The 20,674-nt window shown below is 69.2% G+C and carries 21 protein-coding genes; 13 read left to right on the top strand and 8 right to left on the bottom strand.

Annotation, left to right across the window (positions count from 1 at the left end; genetic code table 11):
• The first annotated feature begins 15 nt into the window (after positions 1-15).
• From ACXMDY_RS13180 to ACXMDY_RS13200, 5 genes are read left to right on the top strand one after another with little or no spacing between them, the layout of a single operon-like run.
• Positions 16-1,182, top strand: a complete 1,167-nt coding sequence (locus ACXMDY_RS13180; RefSeq protein ID WP_259701751.1) for an ABC transporter substrate-binding protein — start codon at positions 16-18, stop codon at positions 1,180-1,182.
• Entirely contained in the window at positions 1,175-2,056 is an 882-nt protein-coding gene (locus ACXMDY_RS13185) for an ABC transporter permease (protein ID WP_259701752.1), read from the top strand. The genes ACXMDY_RS13180 and ACXMDY_RS13185 overlap by 8 nt, the downstream gene beginning before the upstream one ends.
• Positions 2,053-2,829, top strand: coding sequence for an ABC transporter permease (locus ACXMDY_RS13190; protein ID WP_259701753.1), 777 nt, complete (start codon positions 2,053-2,055; stop codon positions 2,827-2,829). The genes ACXMDY_RS13185 and ACXMDY_RS13190 overlap by 4 nt, the downstream gene beginning before the upstream one ends.
• A 37-nt stretch (positions 2,830-2,866) precedes the next feature.
• Positions 2,867-3,484, top strand: coding sequence for a molybdenum cofactor guanylyltransferase (locus tag ACXMDY_RS13195; RefSeq protein WP_259701754.1), 618 nt, complete (start codon positions 2,867-2,869; stop codon positions 3,482-3,484).
• Between the two features lie 44 nt (positions 3,485-3,528).
• Complete coding sequence (locus tag ACXMDY_RS13200) at positions 3,529-4,605, top strand: GTP 3',8-cyclase MoaA (protein ID WP_259701755.1); 1,077 nt, start codon at positions 3,529-3,531, stop codon at positions 4,603-4,605.
• A gap of 13 nt (positions 4,606-4,618) precedes the next feature.
• Here ACXMDY_RS13200 and ACXMDY_RS13205 read toward each other — a convergent pair whose 3' ends face one another.
• Entirely contained in the window at positions 4,619-5,245 is a 627-nt protein-coding gene (locus tag ACXMDY_RS13205; protein WP_259701756.1) for a cysteine hydrolase family protein, read from the bottom strand.
• Between the two features lie 25 nt (positions 5,246-5,270).
• Between ACXMDY_RS13205 and ACXMDY_RS13210 the strand changes: the two genes are divergently transcribed.
• The 3 genes from ACXMDY_RS13210 (at position 5,271) to ACXMDY_RS13220 (ending at position 8,880) form a co-directional block, all read left to right on the top strand.
• Complete coding sequence (locus tag ACXMDY_RS13210) at positions 5,271-6,695, top strand: type I glutamate--ammonia ligase (protein WP_259701757.1); 1,425 nt, start codon at positions 5,271-5,273, stop codon at positions 6,693-6,695.
• Positions 6,696-6,697: 2 nt separating this feature from the next.
• A complete protein-coding gene (locus ACXMDY_RS13215; RefSeq protein WP_259701758.1) occupies positions 6,698-7,363 on the top strand; it encodes a transglutaminase-like domain-containing protein in 666 nt (221 codons plus the stop codon).
• 131 nt (positions 7,364-7,494) lie between these two features.
• On the top strand, positions 7,495-8,880 hold the full coding sequence (locus ACXMDY_RS13220) for an APC family permease (RefSeq protein WP_259701759.1): 1,386 nt from the start codon (positions 7,495-7,497) through the stop codon (positions 8,878-8,880).
• On the opposite strand, the gene ACXMDY_RS13225 is transcribed toward ACXMDY_RS13220, so the two are convergent.
• A complete protein-coding gene (locus ACXMDY_RS13225; protein WP_457767642.1) occupies positions 8,825-11,179 on the bottom strand; it encodes an FdhF/YdeP family oxidoreductase in 2,355 nt (784 codons plus the stop codon). The genes ACXMDY_RS13220 and ACXMDY_RS13225 overlap by 56 nt on opposite strands.
• 52 nt (positions 11,180-11,231) lie before the next feature.
• Here ACXMDY_RS13225 and ACXMDY_RS13230 point away from each other — a divergent pair, with 52 nt between their 5' ends.
• Complete coding sequence (locus tag ACXMDY_RS13230) at positions 11,232-11,747, top strand: YqhA family protein (protein ID WP_259701761.1); 516 nt, start codon at positions 11,232-11,234, stop codon at positions 11,745-11,747.
• Here the strand turns inward: ACXMDY_RS13230 and ACXMDY_RS13235 are convergent.
• From ACXMDY_RS13235 to ACXMDY_RS13245, 3 genes are read right to left on the bottom strand one after another with little or no spacing between them, the layout of a single operon-like run.
• Entirely contained in the window at positions 11,744-12,691 is a 948-nt protein-coding gene (locus ACXMDY_RS13235) for an RluA family pseudouridine synthase (RefSeq protein WP_259701762.1), read from the bottom strand. The genes ACXMDY_RS13230 and ACXMDY_RS13235 overlap by 4 nt on opposite strands.
• Positions 12,688-13,641, bottom strand: a complete 954-nt coding sequence (gene ylqF, locus ACXMDY_RS13240; RefSeq protein WP_259701763.1) for a ribosome biogenesis GTPase YlqF — start codon at positions 13,639-13,641, stop codon at positions 12,688-12,690. The genes ACXMDY_RS13235 and ylqF overlap by 4 nt, the downstream gene beginning before the upstream one ends.
• Entirely contained in the window at positions 13,641-14,024 is a 384-nt protein-coding gene (locus ACXMDY_RS13245) for a universal stress protein (RefSeq protein WP_259701764.1), read from the bottom strand. Before ACXMDY_RS13245 ends, ylqF begins: the two co-directional genes overlap by 1 nt.
• Positions 14,025-14,129: 105 nt before the next feature.
• On the opposite strand from ACXMDY_RS13245, the gene ACXMDY_RS13250 reads away from it, so the two are divergent.
• Positions 14,130-15,335, top strand: coding sequence for a phosphoglycerate kinase (locus ACXMDY_RS13250; RefSeq protein ID WP_259701765.1), 1,206 nt, complete (start codon positions 14,130-14,132; stop codon positions 15,333-15,335).
• 14 nt (positions 15,336-15,349) lie between these two features.
• On the opposite strand, the gene ACXMDY_RS13255 is transcribed toward ACXMDY_RS13250, so the two are convergent.
• Entirely contained in the window at positions 15,350-15,760 is a 411-nt protein-coding gene (locus ACXMDY_RS13255; RefSeq protein WP_259701766.1) for a hypothetical protein, read from the bottom strand.
• Between the two features lie 82 nt (positions 15,761-15,842).
• Between ACXMDY_RS13255 and ACXMDY_RS13260 the strand changes: the two genes are divergently transcribed.
• Complete coding sequence (locus ACXMDY_RS13260; protein ID WP_259701767.1) at positions 15,843-16,727, top strand: NAD(P)-dependent oxidoreductase; 885 nt, start codon at positions 15,843-15,845, stop codon at positions 16,725-16,727.
• Here ACXMDY_RS13260 and ACXMDY_RS13265 read toward each other — a convergent pair.
• Positions 16,717-17,466, bottom strand: a complete 750-nt coding sequence (locus ACXMDY_RS13265) for a hypothetical protein (protein ID WP_259701768.1) — start codon at positions 17,464-17,466, stop codon at positions 16,717-16,719. The two genes, ACXMDY_RS13260 and ACXMDY_RS13265, sit on opposite strands and share 11 nt — an antisense overlap.
• A 71-nt stretch (positions 17,467-17,537) precedes the next feature.
• Between ACXMDY_RS13265 and ACXMDY_RS13270 the strand changes: the two genes are divergently transcribed.
• Positions 17,538-18,611 (top strand): UDP-N-acetylglucosamine--N-acetylmuramyl-(pentapeptide) pyrophosphoryl-undecaprenol N-acetylglucosamine transferase, encoded by a 1,074-nt coding sequence (locus ACXMDY_RS13270; protein ID WP_259701769.1) that lies wholly within the window; start codon positions 17,538-17,540, stop codon positions 18,609-18,611.
• 8 nt (positions 18,612-18,619) lie between these two features.
• Here the strand turns inward: ACXMDY_RS13270 and ACXMDY_RS13275 are convergent, their stop codons facing one another.
• Positions 18,620-19,717 (bottom strand): pyridoxal phosphate-dependent aminotransferase, encoded by a 1,098-nt coding sequence (locus ACXMDY_RS13275; RefSeq protein WP_259701770.1) that lies wholly within the window; start codon positions 19,715-19,717, stop codon positions 18,620-18,622.
• 70 nt (positions 19,718-19,787) lie between these two features.
• Here ACXMDY_RS13275 and ACXMDY_RS13280 point away from each other — a divergent pair, with 70 nt between their 5' ends.
• Positions 19,788-20,666, top strand: a complete 879-nt coding sequence (locus ACXMDY_RS13280) for an AAA family ATPase (protein WP_457767643.1) — start codon at positions 19,788-19,790, stop codon at positions 20,664-20,666.
• The last annotated feature ends 8 nt before the right edge of the window (positions 20,667-20,674 follow it).

Below are 20,674 nucleotides of genomic sequence, written 5' to 3' on the forward strand. Positions count from 1 at the left end.
CCGATCAGCCCAGCCATGCCCCTGCCCCTGAGTCCCCGCCTGACGCGCCGCACCATGCTGCGCCGCCTCACCCTTGCGGGCGCCGCAGCCGCGGTGGGCCCTGGTCTGCTGGCGGCCTGCCGTGGTGGCGGTGGTCCGGGCGCCACTGACGGTGACGCCCGCGGGTCGTTGGTGATCTCCAACTGGCCCATTTACATCGATCCCAGTCAGGACGGGGTGCCCGGCACGGTGGAGCGCTTCACAAAGCAGACCGGCATTCCGGTGACCTACAACGAGGATTACAACGACAACGATGCGTTCTTCGCCAAGATCCAGCCAGTGCTGGCTGCAGGCAAGACCATCCCCCAGAACATTTTCGTCACCACTTACTGGATGGCGCAACGATTGATCGATCTGGGCTGGGTGGAGGCGCTGCCCCTCGACGCCGTGCCGAATGCCGCAAACCTGATCCCGACCCTGCGCAAGCCATCCTGGGATCCCACCGGAGCGTTCAGCCTGCCCTGGCAGTCGGGCATCGCGGGGATCGCCTACAACAGCGAAGTCACCGGGCGTGAGCTCGACTCGATGGACGATCTGTTTGATCCGGCCTTCAAGGGGAAGGTGGGCTTCCTCACCGAAATGCGTGACACGATCGGCCTGCTGATGCTGGCCGATGGCAAGGATCCAGGCCAGCCCAGCTACGCCGCCGCCGAACCTTCGTTCAAACGGCTTGAGCAGGCCAAACAGAACGGTCAGATCCGCGCCTTCACCGGCAACGACTATCAGGACGATCTGCTGGCGGGAAATTTCGCCGCCTGTGTGGCCTGGTCGGGCGATGTGGCCCAGCTGGCGCTCGAACAGCCGAAACTTCGCTTCGTTGTGCCTGAGAGCGGCGGGATGCTCTTCACCGATGTGATGGTGATGCCCAAGGGTGCTTCCCATCCAGCCGCTGTCGCCGAGTGGATGAATTTTGTCTACACCCCCGCCGAGGCAGCGCGGATCGCGGCGGCGGTGCAGTACATCACCCCGGTTGAGGGCGTCCAGCAGCTGCTGGCGAAGGATCCCGCCACCAGGGCCCTGGCCGCCAATCCCCTCAACTTCCCCGATGCGGCCCTGGAGGCACGGTTGAAGATCTTCGGTCCGCTCACGCCCAGCGAGGAGGTCCGGTTCAATGAACGCTTCGCCACGATCATCAGTGGCTGAGGCACGTCCGAGTTGGCCGTGGGCGCTGCTGGCCCCTGGTCTGCTCTGGCTGTTGCTCTGGTTCGTGGCGCCTCTGGCGAGCCTGGTGCCGATGTCGCTGTCGGAGCCACGCGACCGCTTCAGCCTGGCGGTGAACTTCACAGGACGCCTCGACAACTACGCCGAGGTGATCGGTCAGTACGCGCCGATCCTGCTGCGCTCCCTGCAGATCGCCGGCAGCGCCAGCCTGATCGCCCTGCTGATCGCCTATCCCCTGGCTTGCTGGATCAGCTTTCGCGGTGGCCGCTTCAAGGGGTTGCTGCTTGGCCTGGTGGTGGTGCCCTTCTTCACCTCCTATCTGGTTCGCACCATCGCCCTGACGACCCTGCTCGCCGATCAGGGGCCGGTGCTGAGCCTGGTCCGGGCCCTGGGCCTCGACGGCGGCCTGGAGAGCATCGGCCTGCTCAGTGATGGCCGTCTGCTCAACACGGCTGCGGCTGTGGTGATCGGCCTGGCTTACAACATGCTTCCTTATCTGGTGCTGCCCCTGGTGGTGAGCCTGGAGTCGATCGAGCCTCAATGGCTCGAAGCCGCCGCCGACCTGCACGCCGGTGGGTTCAGCACGTTTTATCGGGTGATCTGGCCCCTCTCGTTGCCGGGGCTCAGTGCCGGTGTGGTGCTGAGCCTGATTCCGGGGCTGGGGGATGTGGTGAATGCCCAGTTCCTCGGCGGTCCGAACGACCGGATGATCGGCAACGCCATCTCGAACCTGGTGCTGGTGCAGGGCCAGGCTCCGAAGGCGGCCGCCCTGGCGCTGCTGCTGATGACGCTGATGACCGGGGCTGTGCTGGCCCAGGTGCGGCGGCATGGCAGCAGGGAACTGACGGCGTCATGAGCAGGATCGCCGCACGCCTGCTCACTCTTTGGGCCGGTCTTGCCTATGGGCTGCTGTTCGCGCCGATCGTTGTGATCGTGCTGTTCAGCTTCAACCTCCCCTCCGGCCGCTTCAACCTGATCTGGCAGGGCTTCACGCTGGAGAACTGGCTCCATCCATTCCGGGACAGGGCCCTCACCGATGCGTTCCTGACCAGCCTCAGCCTTGCCCTCGCCGCCAGCCTGATCGCCACGGTGCTCGGCGGCCTGATGGCGATCGGCCTGAGCCGTTCCCAGGGGCGGGCCCATGGGGCGATCGAGCTGCTCCTGGTGTTGCCGCTGACAAGCCCGGAGATCGTGCTGGCCGCCTCACTGCTGAACCTGTTCGTGCAGATCAACCTGCCCCGCGGTTTCGGCACCCTGGTGCTGGCCCACAGCCTCTTCTGCCTGAGTTTCGCGGCCCTCACCATGAAGGCCAGGCTGGGCGGGGTGGACTGGAGCCTGGAAGCCGCCGCCCAGGACCTCGGCGCAACCCCGCTGCGCACCTTCGGGCAGATCACCCTGCCACTGCTGGCTCCTGGATTGCTGGCGGCCTTCCTGCTTTCCTTCTCCCTTTCCCTGGATGACTACATCATCAGCGCCTTCACCGCCGGCCAGGTGATCGTTTTCCCCCTCTACATCGCCGGGGCATTCCAACGGGAAATCTCGCCCCAGATTCATGTGATGGCCACCATGGTGCTGCTGGTGAGCATCGGGTTGCTCGGGCTTGGTCTTGGCTCGAAAGACGGGGAATGAAGGCGCTGATGCGTTCTGTTTCTGACAGCCTGGAGCCATGGCCTCTCCCCCACCGCTTCGTCCCTGCCTGCTCAGCGGTGGGCAGAGCCGGCGGATGGGCACCGACAAGGCCCTGCTGGCCCATCCCTGCGGCGGCACCTGGCTGGAGCACAGTCTGGGGCTGCTGGGCCGATTTCAGCAGCCGGTCACCCTGCTGAGCCGCCATCCCCAGCACGGCGAGCTGGCGCTTCAGTGCGCTGAGCGCGAAGGCTTCCGCCTTGAGGTGCTGCTGGAGCCGCCGCCCTGGGAGGGGCCCCTGCTGGCTCTCAGGCGCCTGATGCTTCACCACAGGGGTCAGCGGCTGTTGCTGACCCCGGTCGACATGCCCTGGCTTCGCCTCGAGGCCCTGCAGGAGCTGGTGGAGGCAGCCGACCATGACCCGGCCAGGATCCAGGTTGCCCATGACGGCCAGCGCCTTCAACCCCTCGTTGGGATCTATCCCGCCAGCTTGAACCACTGCGATTCACTCGACGACTTCACCGCCCGTGGCGGCCGCAGCCTGCTGCGTTGGCTGCGCCAGGAACGCAGCTTCCGTGCCGTCGCCCTGGATCCGCTCCAGCTGGTCAACGCCAACACTCCGGCCGACTGGCCGGCCAGCCGCAACCAATCGGGGTGAAGCTGCGCCAGGCTTGGCGGGCGGCGCCATCCCACCCCCTGCCGATGCTCGGACCGGCCTTGCTCCGTGATCGCCTCGGCCGCCCGCCAGGGGTGCTGCGTCTCTCCCTCACCGCCCGCTGCAACCTCGCCTGCCCCTACTGCTGCCCGGACAGCCAGGACCCGCCGGAGCTGCTGACCCAGGCGGAGCGGCTCCGGCTGGTGGGCGCAGCGGCGGAGCTGGGCTTCAGCAGGTTGCGGCTGACCGGCGGTGAGCCCCTGCTGCACAGGGGTCTGGAGGAGCTGGTGGCGGCCCTGCGGCCCCTGCGCGGAGCGCGGGACGGCTCAGGTTCGCCGGGGCTGAACGAGATCGCTCTCACCACCAATGGGGTGTTGCTCAGCGCCGAGCGGGCCCGGGAACTGCGGGCAGCGGGCCTGGATCGGATCACCGTGAGCCTCGATGGCACCGATGGCGCCAGCGTGGCGCGCATGGCGGGCCTCGCCGGTGGGGCCATGGCTGGAGAGGCGGTGCTCGAGAAGGTGCTCAGGGCCCTCGACCATGCCTCTGGCGCTGGTTTCGATCCCGCCAGGGGCGCTCTCAAGCTCAACGCCGTGATCGCCCGCGGCCGCAACGAGGATCAGCTGCTGCCCCTGGCGGAGCTGGCCCGGCAACGGGGAATCGAACTGCGGCTGATCGAGTTCATGGACGTGGGCAACCGCAATGGCTGGCAGCCGGATCTGGTGCTGCCCGCTGCCGAGATGGTGCGCCGGATCGGCGCCCACTGGCCGCTTGAGCCCCTGGGTCGGCAGGCCCATGGCACGGCCGGCCGCTGGCGCTACCGCGATGGCGGGGGGCATCTCGCCGTGGTGGCTTCGATCTCGGCCCCCTTCTGCGGCGACTGCGACCGGCTGCGCATCACCGCCGACGGGGTGGCCTATACCTGCCTGTTTGCTTCCAGTGGCCTGGATCTCAAGCCCTGGTTGCGCTCGCCTTCAGCCGCTGGGGAGTCCCTGAGCGGGGCGATGCGGAGTCTCTGGAGCCGACGCCACGACCGTTACAGCGAGGAGCGTGCCGAAGAGCATTCTTCAGGGCCTGCCCCAACCCAGCGCTCCCATGCAGAAATGGCCTACCTGGGGGGGTGAATGAGGCTGGGATTCAAGCCAACGTGCTGATGAACTCAGCCACGCAGAGCTGCCGGCAGTAGCCCCGAAAGCAGCTGAGGGCTGCCCGGTGGCGCTCGGCTGATTCGGCCATACAGGCATCGATCAGGCAGATCACGTGGTAGCCGCGATCGGCCGCATCCTTGACGGTGTGATCGATGCATTGATCGCTGAGCAGGCCTGCCACCACCAGCTCGGTGATGCCGATGTTGCGCAGCAGGTAATCGAGGCTGGTGGAGTTGAAGGGGGAGGAGGAACTCTTCGGCAGCACCAGTTCATCGGGCCGGGGAGCAAGGGCTTCGATCACCCGGGCCTCCCAGCTGCCCGGGGCAAAGCCCAGGCCGGAGCGCTTGTAGTCGAGGCTGCGGTCGCGGCCGTCGGCGGTGAGGTTGGCGATCACGGTGTGGATCACCTCCAGGCCGCTCGAGCGGGCGTGGCCCAGCGCCTGCTCCAGCCGGGGCAGGACCGCCGCCTGGAAGTGGGCGTCGAAGCCGGGCGGCCGAGCTGGCTGCGGCGGTTGCGGCAGCGTGGCGAGTGGAGTGGCTCCAGCGCTGCCGGTGGGACCGGCCGGTCCGCAGGTGCCGTTCTGGATGTCAACCAGGAGCAGGGCCGTGGGAGCCAAGGGAGCAGGGACCGCGGCCTCCACCATGGCCTCTGTCACCGAATCGGGCAATGATTTCCGGGCCCGTGGCTGCCTTGCCGTGCCGGACCTCCCCAGCGCCACTGCCCAGACCACTGCCCAGACCACCGCACTGCTGGAGCGCGGCCTGCGCCGGCTGGCGATCACCTTCGTGAATCACGCCGGATCGGTGCTGGTGAAGGGGGTGCCGCTGGATCGGTTGGCGCTGGTGGCAAGCCAGGGAGTGGGCTTTTCACCGGTGGCCGATGCCTTCGGGGCCACGGGCCTGATCGATCCGCAGCAGAGCCTGGCCCGCCCTGATGGCGACCTGCGCCTGAAGCCCGATCTCACAGCGCTGCGCCCGCTCGACCCTGCCTCAGGCTGGGCCTGGGCTCCGGGCGTCCGCCATGGCCGCGATGGTGAGGTCTATGGCCTGGATCAGCGCGGCTTCTGCGCCCGGCAGCAGGCGGCTTTCGCGGCTGCCGGCCTGAGCGCCCTGGCTGGCTTCGAGATCGAGTGGATGGTGGGGCTGCCCCAGCCGGTTGGCAGTGCCGGGGGCTGGAGTCCGGCGGTGGTGGGCGGCCCCTACGGCGCTGATCGCCTGGTGCAGGGGCTCGATTACCTCACCGCCGTGGCCGAGGCCCTCGATGCGGCCGAGCTGCCCTGGCTGCAGCTGCACCCGGAGTACGGCGCCGGCCAGTTCGAGCTGTCGCTGGCGCCGGCGCCGCCGCTTGAGGCCGCCGATCGCCTGGTGGCGGCGCGCCTGTTGATCCAGCAGGTGAGCCGTCGCTTCGGCTGGATCTGCAGCTTCGCCCCTCTGGTGACGGCTGATCTGGTGGGCAATGGCGGCCACCTGCACCTGAGCGTGGCGGACCAGGGTGTGCCCCTTCTCGGTGGCGGCACGGGCCCCGCTGGCCTGACGACCCGCGGAGAAGCGCTGCTGGCGGGTCTGCTGGAGCAGCTGCCGGCTCTGATGCCCCTGGCCTGCGCCCTGGCGGTCTCGTACAAGCGGCTGGCCCCGGGTCGCTGGGCGGCACCTTTCCAGGTCTGGGGGGTGGAGAACCGGGAGGCGGCCCTGCGTCTGGTGCCGGCCGGCGGGGGCGAGATCGGCCACCTTGAGCTCAAAGTGGCCGATCTCAGCGCCAACCCCTATCTGCTGGTGGGCGCGGTGCTGGGGGTGGCGCAGAACGCCCTGCAGCAGCCCAGGCCCCTGCCGCCGCCGCTTTCGGGCGATCCCGCTGCCGCGTCTGCCGCCGTGGCCCCGCGGCTTCCCCAGACCCTCTCGGAGGCGGTGCAGGCGTTCGAGGCCAGCCCGGTGCTGAGGGAGGCGATGGGGGAGGCTCTGCAGCGCACCGTGGCGGAGTCACGCCAGGCTGAGGTGCGCCGCAGTGATGCCCTCCCCGAGGAGGCCTTGATCGCCTCCACCCGCGCCTGGCCCCTCACTGGTCTTTGAGCATGAACGAGCCGAGCCCCACTGCCAGCTGGAGCCCAACGACCCCACCAGCCGAAGACCATCTGGCCAGCAGCGCGATCGTTGACTGGCACACATCCGTCGTGCGGTCACTGGCGGGGCAATTGGGCGATGGCACCCAGCTGCAGGTGGCCGAGCGTTGCTTTCTCTGGGTCCGCGACCGTGTGCGCCACAGCTTCGACATCGTCGGCGCAGGCCCCACATCCATGGGCACCACCACTGCCACCACTGCCACTGCCGCCACACCAGTGACCTGCACGGCCTCGGAGGTGCTGGAGCAGCGCAGCGGCATCTGCTTCGCCAAAAGCCATCTGCTGGCGGCCCTGTTGCGGGCGAACGGGATCCCGGCTGGCTTCGGGTATCAGCGCCTCTCACTCAACGACAGCGGCCCGCCCTTCGCCCTGCATGGCTTCAACTGGGTGGCGCTGCCCGGTTTCGGCTGGCATCCACTCGATGCTCGCGGCGATCGCGAGGGAGTGGCGACCCGCTTCGAGCCACCGGCATTTTCTCTGGCCTACTCGGCGCGCCTCCCCGGCGAGCGCACCGATCCGCAGGTGTTCGCAGAGCCCCTGGCCGCGGTGGTGACGGCCCTGCGCCAGGCCCCGGACCTGGCTGCCCTGCGCCACTCCCTGCCCGACTGGCAGCCATGAACCACGCCTGGTGGGTGGTGCACTAGCTGGGGGAGGTGTTCCGCAGCCAAGACGGACGGCATCCTCACCAGCGAGCAGACTCGCCCATGGCGGGAGCCGGTTCGGATCCCGCGCTGATCGCCAGGTGCTCGATGTCCCCTCCCGACCAGGCTGCGGCCCCACCGGCACCGCCGTCCACCCTGCTGCACATCCTGGGGGTGAGCTTCGGGATCGCCGGGGCGGTGGGGGGCACCGTGGGTGCCGGCATCCTGCGCACGCCAGGGCTGGTGGCTGCGCAACTGGGCAGCGGCCCGTTGATCGTGGCTGCCTGGGTGGCGGGGGCGCTCTATGCCCTGCTCGGTGCGCTCGCGGTGGCTGAGCTGGGCGCCAGCCTGCCCCGTGCCGGCGGCTGGACCGTGTATGCCCGGCGGGCCCTGGGGGATCAGGCCGGCTTCACCGTGGGCTGGATCGACTGGGTGGGGCACTGCGCCGGGCTGGCCTGGGTGGCCGTGACCATCGGCGACTACACGATCGGTCTGCTGCCGGCCCTGCCCGTGGGCAGCAAAGTGGTGGCCCTGCTGGTGCTGCTGGCCTTCGCCCTGATCCAGCAGCTGGGCCTGGAGGCCGGCAGCCTCAGCCAGAAGATCCTCAGCCTCGGCAAGGCCATCGCCTTCCTCGGCCTGATCGTGGCCTGCTTCCTGCATGCCCCGGCCAGAGATCTGGCGGGCCTGGCCGAACCGCTGCTGGATGCCACAGGCTCCGCAGAGCCGATCACGGCCCCAGGCATCAGCCTCGGCATCGGCGTGGTGTTCGCCATGCAGGCCGTGATCACCACCTACGACGGCTGGCACAGCCCGATCTATTTCGCCGAGGAATTCGCCGAGCCCAGCAAGGATCTGCCCCGCTCCCTGGTGGGTGGTGTGCTCAGCGTGGCGGGGCTGTATCTGCTGGTGAATCTGGCGCTGTTGCAGCTGCTGCCGGTCTCACGGATCGCCGGGTCGGTGCTGCCTCTGGCCGATGCGGCCGAGGTGATCTTCGGGGCCTGGAGCGCTCAGCTGATCGTGGTGCTGGCCCTGATCTCTTCGTTCGGGCTCGTCAATGCCGTGGTGATGGGCGCGCCGCGCATCCTCTTCGGCCTCAGCCGCGATGGCCTCTTCCTGCCCCAGTTCGCTGCGGTGAGCGCCAGCGGCACCCCCGTGCTGGGGCTGGTGGTGACCACCGCCAGCGCCGGCCTGCTGGTGATCTTCGGCGATTTCACGATCCTGCTGGGCATTGCCTCCTTTCTCTATGTGCTGCTCTACCTGAGCGGGATCACCGCCCTGGTGCTGCTGCGCTGGCGGGAGCCGGATCTGGAGCGGCCCTTCCGCGATCCGGGCTATCCGATCAGCGCCGCGATCGTGTGGCTGGGGTCCTTCGCCTTCCTGATCGCCGCCATCCGCAACGACACCGCCAACAGCGCCGGCGCCCTCGGCCTGATCCTGCTCAGCTTTCCCCTGCACCGGCTGACGCGGCGCCTGACGCCATTGCCGCCGGCCTGAGCCCGCCCCGCACCAGCACCGGCACCCGTTTGAAGGCGGGAGTGCCGCTGCGGGGATCCACCGGGGCTCGGATGATCGCATTCACCTCCGGGTAAAACATCAGGGCGGCGCCCTCGCGGATCTCGCCGGGGATGATCTCGATCCCCTCCAGGCTTCCGGCTTCGCCCTGCACTGTCACGCGCTGGTGGGCGCTCAGGCCTGAGCGGGCCAGATCGGCCCGGTTCATCAGGATTGTCTGGCGGTGCGGCATGCCCCGGTAGGCATCGCCCTGCTTGTAGACAACAGTGTTGTGCTGGGAGTAGCTGCGGGCGGTGATCAGGGCCAGCACCAGGCCGGCTTCTCCCGGCGCCAGGCCGCCGAACTGGTCCGGCTCAGGCAGCGTCAGCGCCGGCAGGGGTGTGGGGGCCATCCGTGCTTTCCCTGATGGGGTCGGGAAGTTGGGCCGCTCGAACAGCCGTCCTTCCACACTGAACTCGCGTCTGGTGGCATCGATCGTGGCGATCGGGCCGTAGCCGGGCACGGTGCGGGCGATCAGCTGGCGCACATAGACGGGATCCTGCAGGCGGCCCCAGTCGATCGGGTCTGCGCCCATCAGCCGCCGGGCCAGCTCGGCCAGGAAGCCCACCTCGCTGATCAGATCGGCTCGTTTCAGGTGGGTCTGGCCCGGTTCGTTGAGGCGCACGAAGTTGTTGCCCGCTTCGGTGGTGGTGCGGTGCGGTGTTTCGAAGCGGTTGAACACCGGCAGCACCAGGGTCTGGCGGGTGCCAAGCCCATGGAAATGCCCCTGGTTGGGCTTGGTGGCCAGGTACATCACGGTGTCGATACGGCCGAGGGCGCGGCGGGCCTGCTCCGAATCCGGGTTGGCGCCCCAGAGGTTGCCGCCCAGGCAGAGCAGGGTGTCGACCGCACCGGCTTCGGCGGCCCCGATCAGGGCGCGGGTGTCGTAGCCGGGTATGCGGCTGAGCGGGCGGCCGAGCAGCGCCTCCAGTGCCTGCTGCATCTCGGCGCGCAGCTTCACCGTGACGCCCATCGAGCCGAAGCCTTGCACGTTGGAGTGGCCGCGGATCGGCATCGTGCCCGCTCCGCTCCGGCCGGCGTTGCCGCTCAGCAGGGCCGTGTTGGCGATGGCGTGCACGTTGTTGGTGCCGTTGGCGTGATGGGTGATGCCCATCGCCCAGGCGAACACCACGCCCCTGGCGCGGGCGATCACAGCGGCGGCGTGCTCGAGCTCCTCACGGCTGAGGCCACAGCAGGCGGTGATCGCCTCCCAGGCGGTGGCGCGCAGCTGCTCCAGCACCGCCTCGGACCCTTCGGTGTGGGTGGCGAGGAAGGCGTGGCGCACCTGGCCGGTTTCCAGCAACGCCTTCTGGATCCCCACAAACACGGCCGTGTCGCTACCCGGCACCGGCTGCAGGAACAGCGAGGCGATCTCCGAACCCCGCAGCATCGATCTGATCGGGAAGGCTGGCGAGCCGAACTTGAGCAGGCCCACCTCCAGCACCGGGTTGATCACGATCACAGTTCCGCCGCGCTCGCGCAGGCGGATCAGCTCGTTCATCAGCCGCGGGTGGTTGGCCGGCGCGTTGGAGCCCACCAGCACCACGCAGTCGGCCTGCTGCAGGCTCTCCAGGCTCACCATCGAGGTGCCCGAGCCGAACACCTCGCCCAGCCCCACGGTGGAGGGGGCGTGGCAGAGATCGGAGCAGTCGGCCAGGTTGTTGGAGCCCAGCGCCCGCAGCAGCAGCTGCAGCAGGTAGGCGGCCTCGTTGGAGGAGCGGCCGGAGCTGTAAGAGGCCAGCCGCTCCGGCGGCACCTTGAAGGCGGCCTCGGCCAGCTCGAAGACGTCGTCCCAGCGGAGGCGTTCGTAGTGGCTGCGGCCCTCGCGCAGGATCAGGGGATGGCTGAGGCGCCCCAGCCGGTCGGCCTCCAGGGAGCTCAGGCGCTGGAGCTCGCTGATCCTGCGGCCGGAGAAGACGGATTCCGGCACCGCCGCCTGCAGTTCGGCGCTGATCGCCTCGACGCTCTTGAGGCAGCGCTGCAGCGGCTCACCCAGCTCATCGACGAAGCCGCCGTTCTGACCGCCCGTGCCCCAGGCGCAGGAGAGGCAGGCGCTCTTGTGCAGCAGGGTCTGCCACAGCACCGGGCCGCGGGGGGAGAGGGTGGCTTTGGCCCAGCCGTCGATCACGGGCCAGCCGCCGCCCAGGCTGGGGGTGCCCGGGCCAGCAGGGGAATTGGACTCGGGGGGGCTGAATCCGGCCGGCGCTGCGTCGCCCATCGCTGCGACGAACAGCAGAGGCAATCAAACTAAGGATCTTCTCCCTTGATCTGTCGGCTTCGCTGACCGCCACCCCATGATCCATCGCTTCCTGCCGAAGGCGCGTTTTCTGATCGTCGTTGCCGTTCTCGGGCTGCTGGCCGCGACGGCGGCCACCTACCTGATGGGAGCCCATCTGGTGGTGGACCAGCTGGATGAGGCCTTCTGGGGGAATTTCGAGAAGTTGAGCCAGTTCGAGGTCCAGATCCTGCAGGCCATCGATCTGTTCCTGGTGGGCAGCGGCTGCCTGACCCTGGCCATCGGCATGTTCTCCCTGTTCGTGCGCGAACTGAACCTGCCGGAGCCGATCCGGGTGCGCAGCTTCCATGAGGTCAAGAGCATGTTCGCCAATTTCCTGATCCTCTCGATGGCTGTTTCCTTCCTGGAAACCTTCAGCCATCTGGAGAGCTCGATCAAGGGCCAGCAATCCAATGGCATCGAGCTGCTCTACTCCGGCGCTGGAACGGTCCTGGTGACCGCCGCCCTGCTGGCTTTCAAGCTGTACGGCGGCGAAAACCAGGCCGGGCCCACCCAGGCTGGCGCGGATGGTTAGCCCCGGCTCCTGAGCAGGTCCAGCAGGGTGGCGAAGCGCTCCGGCAACGGCGCCTCGAACAGCAGCCGCGCGCCAGTGATCGGATGGTCCAGGCCCAGCCTCTCCGCATGGAGGGCCTGGCCGGGCAGGGCCAGGGGCAGCTTGCGGCAGCGCCCGTAGGTGGCATCGCCCACGATCGGATGGCCGAGGTGGGCGCAGTGCACCCGGATCTGGTGGGTGCGGCCGGTGTCGAGCTGGAAGCGCAGCAGGGAATAATCGCCGAGCCGCTCGATCAGTTGCCACCGGGTGGAGGCATGGCGCCCCTTGCTCTCCTCCACCACGGCGTACTTCTTGCGATCGATCGGGTGACGGCCGATCGCCGCTTCGATCGTGCCGCTTGCCGTTTTCGGCACCCCATGGATCACCGCCAGGTACTCCCGGGAGGCGATCCGTTTCTGGATCTGCACCTGCAGTTTCACCAGCGCCTCCTGGCTCTTGGCCACCACGATGCAGCCGGTGGTGTCCTTGTCGAGCCGGTGGACGATGCCAGGCCGCCGTTCGCCGCCGATCCCCGGCAGATCAGGGCAGTGGTGCAGCAGGGCATTGACCAGGGTGCCGTCCCTGTTGCCTGGAGCAGGGTGGACGGTGAGCCCGGCCGGCTTGTTGAGCACGATCAGGTGGGCGTCCTCGTAGAGCACATCCAGGGGGATGTCCTGGGGGAGCAGATAGGCCAGGGGCTCGGGCGGTGGCATCCAGAGCTCCACCGCATCCCCCGGGCGCAGGGGGGTCTTGGCGCGGCCCGTGTCGCCGTTCACCCGCACCAGGCCCGCCTCGATCAACTTCTGAATGCGGGCGCGGCTCTGCTCCGGTCGCTGGCTCACCAACCAGCGGTCCAGTCGCATCGGCAGAGGCCGGGGGTAAACCAGACAGATCAGCTCGCCTTCCCCCTCGCCGAATGGCGTCACGGTGGCGCAGCGGCTGGGGGCAGCTCCAGGGCGATCGCCCCCAGCAGGGAGCGGCGGAAGTCGTCGAGCAGCCGCTGGGCCATGCGGGCGGTGTCGCCGCTGGTGTGACGGCCGGCGGCCGACTCCAGCCAGGCCGAACCATCCACGGCCGTCTGGGGATCGGCGGGGTTGAGCCTCGGTACCGCCACGCCGTAGCGCTTTTCCACCAGGGAGAGGCTGAAGTCGGCCGCTGGACGCCGGGCCAGCTCATCGAGCAGGCGAAGAAAGGCCATGGCCACCGCCTCACCGTCATAGGCAGCCTGGCCGATGTCGTCGCAGAGGGCCAGGAGCAGGGCGGCGCGCTGGTCATCGAGCCTGGGCGGCAGGACACCGGGGGCATCGAGCAGGTCGAGCTCCTGCCCCAGCCGCACCCAGCGCAGCGTGCGGGTCACGCCGGCACGGCGGGCACTGTCCACCACCTTCCGGCGCACCAGACGATTGATCAGGGCTGACTTGCCCACATTGGGGAAGCCGAGCATCAGGGCACGCACCGGCCGGGGCCGCATGCCGCGGCCGCTGCGGCGGGCGTTGAGCTGGCTGCCGGCCCGGATCGCCGCCTCCTGCAGCTGCTTCACACCCGTTCCCACCTTGGCGTCGCACCACCAGGGAGTTTCCCCCTGGTCCCGCAGCCAGCGGTCCCAGGCCAGCCGGGCGGTTTCATTCACCATGTCGCGGCGGTTGATCACCAGCAGCCGCTGCTTGCCCTGCATCCAGCGCTGCAGACGGGGGTGGCCGGTGGCCCGGGGGATACGGGCATCCCGCACCTCGATCACCAGATCCACCTTGCTGAGCTGATCCTTGAGCTGGCGTTCCGCCTTGGCGATGTGGCCCGGATACCACTGGATCGAAGGAGCGGAGACGCTGAGACCATGGCCCGCCGGGGTTGGTCCACCAGTGGCGACAGCCTCCATCAGGGCACCACCAGCACCGGGCAGGGGGCCAGCTGGATCACCCGGGAGGCGGTGCTGGGTTCATCGGCCGCGAGGGTGAGGCCACGGGTGCCCATCACGATCACATCGGCGTTGATTTCATCGGCCACATCCCCGATCACGAAGGCGGGCTTGCCCTCCCGTTCGATCACCTCGCAGGCCATCCCGGCCTGCTCGAAATGCTGGCGGGCCTGCTCCAGCAGTTCAGCCACGGCGGCGGCGTCATGCATGGCGCCCTGCTCAGGCTCCACCACCGAGAGCACCACCAGCCTGCTGGCGTGACGCTGGGCCAGCTCCAGGGCCACGGCGGCGGTTTCCATGGTCTGGCGGCTCTGGTCGATCGGAAACAGAACTGTGCTGAACATCGTTCACGGTCCTGAGGGGAGGAAGGGCCAGGGGGCCCTGCTCTTGTCCTAGCGCCTGACGGGCTGCGGGCTAACCTCTGCCATCGTTTTGTCTCGCCCCCTGCCATGCCGAAGCGCACCCTGGCCAGCCTCTCCACCGCCGAGCTGAGTGGCAAGCGTGTCCTGGTTCGGGTCGATTTCAACGTGCCGGCCGATGACGCCGGGGCCATCACCGATGACACCCGCATCCGTGCCGCCCTGCCCACCATCACCTATCTGACCGGCCATGGCGCCCGGGTGATCCTGGCGGCCCATTACGGCAGGCCCAAGGGCCAGGTGAACGAGGGCATGCGGCTCACCCAGGTGGCGGCTCGGCTGAGCGAACTGCTCGGGGTGCCGGTGGAGAAATCCGACAGCTGCATCGGCCCCGATGCCGAGGCGAAGGTGGCCGCCCTGGCCGATGGCGGTGTGGTGCTGCTGGAGAACGTGCGGTTCTTCGCGGAGGAGGAGCAGAACGATCCCGGCTTCGCCCAGAAGCTGGCGGCCCTGGCCGAGGTGTACGTGAATGACGCCTTCGGTGCCGCCCACCGCGCCCACGCTTCCACCGAAGGGGTGACGAAATTTCTCAGCCCGAGCGTGGCCGGCCACCTGATGGAGAAGGAGCTGCAGTACCTGCAGGGCGCCATCGATGAGCCGAAGCGTCCCCTGGCGGCGATCGTGGGCGGCTCCAAGGTGAGCAGCAAGATCGGCGTGCTCGAAGCCCTGATCGACAAGTGCGACAAGGTGCTGATCGGCGGCGGCATGATTTTCACCTTCTACAAGGCCCGCGGCCTGTCGGTGGGCAAGAGCCTGGTGGAAGAAGACAAGCTCCCGCTGGCCAGGGAGCTGGAAGCCAAGGCGGCCGCCAAGGGGGTGCAGCTGCTGCTGCCCACCGATGTGGTGCTGGCCGACAACTTCTCCCCCGACGCCAACAGCCAGATCACCGCGATCGATGCCATCCCTGACGGCTGGATGGGCCTCGATATCGGCCCCGACTCGATCAAGGCGTTCGAAGCGGCCCTGGCCGACTGCAAGACCGTGATCTGGAACGGCCCGATGGGCGTGTTCGAGTTTGACAAGTTCGCCGCCGGCACCGATGCGATCGCCCATACCCTCGCCGGCCTGACCGCCACCGGCACCTGCACGATCATCGGCGGCGGAGACTCCGTCGCCGCGGTGGAGAAGGTGGGTGTGGCCGAGCAGATGAGCCACATCTCCACCGGCGGTGGCGCCAGCCTGGAGCTGCTGGAAGGCAAGGTGCTGCCTGGCGTCGCCGCCCTCAACGACGCCTGAGCCGCTGCAGCGGCTCAGAGGCTCTTGTTGCGAGCTCCCCAGCGACCGCCCGGCATCGACAGCCCGAGACGCTGATAGGCGGTTCGCAGCTCCTCCCGGTTGCGTTCCATCAGCTCACGGCGGGTGTTCGACTCCTCCTGCCGGCAGGCACTGAGTTCCTGAAGATCCCTGGCGCCGCTGAGGCAGCGCTCGCCCTTCTGGAGGATGGCGATCTGGGCGGGATAGCTCTTCAGTCCGATGCTGCGACGGGCACTTAACAGTTCCTGCTTCTGGCTGTCGGTGAGTTTCTGGAGCTGCTCCATGCGCCGACCAGCTTCCGGTGATTTCTGGGGGATGGGTGCCGTCTGGGCCTGGCCGGCTCCCACCTGCAGGGCGAAGGCCAGGGCGGCAGTGGCGGGCGGCAGCAACCAACGCTGCAGTGTCATCGATCGTGTCATCGGATTCCCTGTGAACACTCCCATGCTGGCCTTAACACCCGTCTGAGTCCTGACTGGCTCCGCCCCACCCATGACCAGATCCTCACGGCCCGCTGTGTCCTTCATCGGCCTTGGGGCGCTCGGCGCTCCGATCGCCATGAATCTGCTGGCGGCCGGCTTCCCGCTCACCGTTCACAACCGGAGTCGGCAGCGGGAGCAACCTCTGGTGGCGGCTGGTGCGACAGCGGTGGCCAGTCCGGCGGAGGCGGGGGCAGCCGCCGAGTGGCTTTGCCTCTGTGTCAGCGACGGACCGGACGTGGAGGCCGTGCTGTTCGGCGCGGGGACGGCATCCGCCTCGGCGGGACTGCGGCCCGGGTCGGTGGTGATCGACTTCTCGACGATCGATCCCGGCATCAGCCGCTCCCTGGCGCGGCGCCTGGAGCACCAGGGTGTTGCTTACCTCGATGCCCCGGTCACCGGTGGCACCGAGGGCGCCAGGGCCGGCACCCTCTCGGTGCTGGTGGGCGGCGGCGCGACCGACCTGGAGCGGGTTCGCCCCCTGCTGGAGGTGGTGGGCGGTTGCATCACCCACCTGGGGCCGGTTGGGGCAGGACAGCAGGCCAAAGCCGTCAACCAGGTGCTGGTGGCCGGCAGCTATGCAGCCGTGGCCGAGGCGATGGCACTGGGGCAAAGGCTGGGGCTGCCGATGGCAGCGGTGCGCCAGGCCCTCGCCAGCGGAGCGGCCGGCTCCTGGGCCCTGGAGCACCGCGCCGAGGCCATGCTTGCGGGATCCTTTCCGCTCGGCTTCAAGCTCGCCCTGCACCGCAAGGATCTGGCCATCGCCCTGGCGGCCGCTGCCGCTGAGGGGCTGGCACTGCCGATCACGGCCCAGGTGGCGGCGATCGAGGACAGCCTGATCGCCGCGGGGCACGGCGGCGAGGATGTGGCCGCCCTGGCTCGCTGGTTCAGGGGATGAGGGCCGCTTTGTCGGCCACGACCCGCACCCGTTTGGTGGTGCTCACGATGCCTTGCGGGTGCACCAGCAGCACCGCCCAGGTCTGGCTGCCGGGTTGAAAGGGGGCCTGAACGGTTTTGAACACCCCGCCGCCGCCCAGGGCCGCCAGTTCCAGGTCAGGGCTCTGGGATTGGTTGATCTGGGCGGTGGTGATCGCGGCGATTCCTCCCGCCGCCACCGCACCGTCGAGGGGATCATCCAGCACCACGTCCACGTCGTAGCGCTGGCCGGTGAGCACGGCGTCCGGGATCAGCACGCTGATCGGCAGATCGGTGGAACCGCTGCGCAGGGTGCTCGTTTCCTGGATCACTTCCTCGCCGGTCAGGCGGCCCTCGCCGCTGGTCAGGGCCAGCAGCTGTTCGGCCTCGAGCCGGTAGCGATAGGGCCCCTCCTGGCGGCTGCCGCTGACCTTGATCTGAACCGTGCTGCGGCCATCCTTGAGCGGGCTTCCCGGACTCACCTGCCAGCGGGCATCTGGAAAGCGGGAGCGCAGGGCGCCGTAGCGGGCCTCCAGCTGGACCGGGTCGAGCCCGGGGCCGGCCTTCAACAGGCCTGACAAACTGCTCGACGACCCACTGTTGAGGGCGGTTTCGAGGCTCAGGAGCAGCGCCGCGCTCGGGGCTGCGGCCCAGCTTGCCGGAGTGAAGCTCAGCGCTGTTGCCGCCAGCACGGCAGGCAGGCTGGAGCGGAGCAGCGACATCAAAGCGGCCGGACGGGCTCTCATAAGTTAGGCGCTCTCTGGTTGGGCGCCCGGCGCGTCAGAAACGGCCCATGACCCGGCTCCTGATCGCCGCCAGCGGCACCGGCGGACATCTCTTTCCGGCCCTGGCGGTGGCTGAGGCCCTGCCGCCCGACTGGTCGGTGCAATGGCTGGGGGTGCCCGACCGGCTGGAGCGCGAGCTGGTGCCGGCCCGATACCCCCTGCACACGATTCGCGCCGGTGGGTTGCAGGGCCGGGGTGTGCGCAAGCTGCTGCAGCTGATCCAGCTGGTGGCCGCCACCGGCAAGGTGCGCCGGCTGATCCAGCGCGAGGCCATCGAAGTGGTGTTCAGCACCGGCGGTTACATCGCCGGCCCCACCATCCTGGCGGCCCGCTGGTGCGGTGTTCCAGTCGTGCTGCATGAGTCCAATGCCATCCCCGGGCGCGTCACCCGGCTGCTCGGGCGCCTCTGCAGCCGGGTGGCGGTGGGCCTGCCTGCCGCGGCGGTGCTGCTGCCCCGTTGTCGCCCACTGCTTTGCGGCACCCCGGTGCGCCGTGCCTTCCTGGAGGCGGCGCCTTTGCCTGACTGGGTGCCCAGGGGGGAGGGCCCGCTGCTGCTGGTGATGGGCGGCAGCCAGGGTGCCGTCGGCCTGAACCGGATGGTGCGTCCCCTGGTGCCCAGGCTGCTGGCGGCGGGCTGCCGGGTGGTGCATCTCACCGGATCGAACGATCCCGAGGCTGGGGCGGTTTCGTCTCCCGGCTATGTCGAGCGACCGTTCAGTGATGAACTGGCGGGCCTGCTGCAGCACACCGACCTGGCGATCAGCCGTGCCGGGGCCGGCAGCCTCAGTGAACTGGCCGTGAGCGGCACACCGGCGGTGCTGGTGCCTTTCCCGCAGGCGGCCGACCGGCACCAGGACGCCAACGCCGCCGCTGCGGCCGAACTCGGCGCGGCGGTGGTGGTGACCCAGCAGGGCCCTGCTGATCCAACCCTGGCGGACACCCTCTGGCAGTTGCTCGGTGTTCGGCTGGGGGGGGGCGTCGCGGCGGTCGATCCCCTGCTGGCCCTGCAGGCGGGGATGGGACGACTGGCGGTCCGGGACGCGGACCAGCGGCTGGTCCAGCTGCTGCAGCAGCTGGCCTGAGCGGCCACCTACCGGACCGCCTCGGTGCGCAGGGCCCGCAGAATGCGCTGATTGCCCCGCCGGTCCTGGAGGCCGATCCGCAGCCACTGCTCACCGAGCCCCTCAAAGGAGCGGCAATCGCGCAGCAGAACCCGCTGGTGGCGCTCCAGCCGTTCGCGCAGGGCAACCAGGGAGCCTTCGCCGCGCACCAGCAGGAAGTTGGCCGCCGAAGGCAACGGCGTCAGGCCGGGCAGCCCCTCCAGCTGGCGATGGAACCAGGGCCCCTCGCTCGCCACCCAGCGCTGCACCCGCTTCTGCCAGCGTCGATCCACCACCACCACTTCACCCACGGCGGCGGCCAGGCCGTTCACCGGCCAGGGATCGCGCCAGGCCGCCCAGCGGCTCAGCCGCTCCGGCGCCGCCAGGGCATAGCCCAGGCGCAGGCCGGCGATCGCGAACAACTTGGTGAGGCTGCGGATCACCACCAGCTGGGGATGTCCAGCCAGCAGCGGAATCAGCGACTGGTCCTCACCGCCGGGCACGAGAGGCAGGAAGGCCTCATCGACGATCACCAGCGCGAAGCGCTCCAGCAGCGGCTCGAGCTGGGCGCGGCTCCAGAGCTGGCCGGTGGGGTTGTGGGGATTGGTGATCCAGAGCACGCCGCCGGCAGTGGTGGCGGCAGCAGTGGCGGCATCGGTGGCGGGGAATTCCCCGCCCAACGGCAGCGGCAGGGGTTGCCAGTCGCCGCTCCAGCAGGCCAGGGCGCGGCGATAGTCGGCGAAGCCGGGGGTCGGCAGCAGGCTCAGGCCGGCCGCAGCCGCATCCCGCGCCGCCCAGGTGAACAGCTCGGCGGCTCCATTGCCCGGCAGCACAGCGGCCGGATCCAGGCCATGACAGGCCGCGATCGTCGTTCGCAGCCCGGTGTAGCCGCGATCGGGGTAGTCCCGCAGGGGGGAGGGACAGCCGGCCCGGGCGCCAAGGACACTGCCCAGCCGCCGCCGCACCGAGGCCGGCGGGCCGAACGGCACCAGGGAAGCGCTGGCGTCGAGCAGCTGGTCGGGGCGGCAACCCAGCCGCCGGGCGGTGGCCACCAGGTTGCCGCCATGCCGGTGGTCGCCCCCTGTCATGGTCTGATTTCCTCCCTTAGGGTCGGCTGAAGTGTTTCCAACAGTGGACCAGCGAGCCTTGCCGCAGCGGGTGGTGGAGCATATCGGCCGGGTTCTGCTGGGCAAGGACCGTGAGATCCGCCTGGCGGTGGCCTGCCTGCTGGCCCGGGGCCATCTGCTGATCGAGGATCTGCCCGGGATGGGCAAGACAACCCTGGCCGAGGCGCTGGCCCGCAGTTTCGGACTCGGCTTCAAGCGGGTGCACTTCACCAGTGATCTGCTGCCGGCCGACCTCACCGGCATCGGCGTGCTGCAGCCGGCCAGCGGCAGCTTCCGGTTCCAGCCCGGCCCGCTGTTCAGCCAGGTGCTGCTGGCTGATGAGATCAACCGGGCCAGCCCCCGCACCCAGAGCGCCCTGCTCGAAGCGATGGCCAGTGGCCGGGTCAGTGTCGATGGCGTCAGCCATGAGCTGCCCCGGCCGTTCTGCGTGATCGCCACCCAGAATGGCCAGGATCAGTCGGGCACCGCCCCCCTGCCGGAATCCCAGCTGGATCGCTTCCTGATGCGGATCAGCCTCGGCTTTCCGGCCCGTGCCGCCGAGCTGGCCCTGCTGGCCGGCCAGGGGCTGGGCAGCGAGGCGCTGGAACCCCTGCTCAACCCCGCCGATCTTGAGGAGCTGCAACGGCGCTCCGCGGCGCAACGGGCCGAACCGGCGCTGATCGCCTACGTGCTCGACCTGGTGCAGCTGAGCCGCCAGGCTGGATTCAATGGTGCACCGCTTTCGCCGCGGGCTGCCCAGGCCCTGCTGGCCGCTGCCCGGGCCTGGTCGCTGCTGGAGGGCCGGGAGTATGTGATCCCCGCCGATGTGCAGGCCGTGCTGGCCGCGGTCTGCGATCACCGCCTCGATGGCGGTGAACCGGGCTCATCCAGCAGCCGCCAGCTTCAGGCCGGAGTGGATGGTCTTCGCTGAACGGTCCG

The sequence above is a fragment of the Cyanobium sp. ULC082 genome (genome assembly GCF_977927535.1).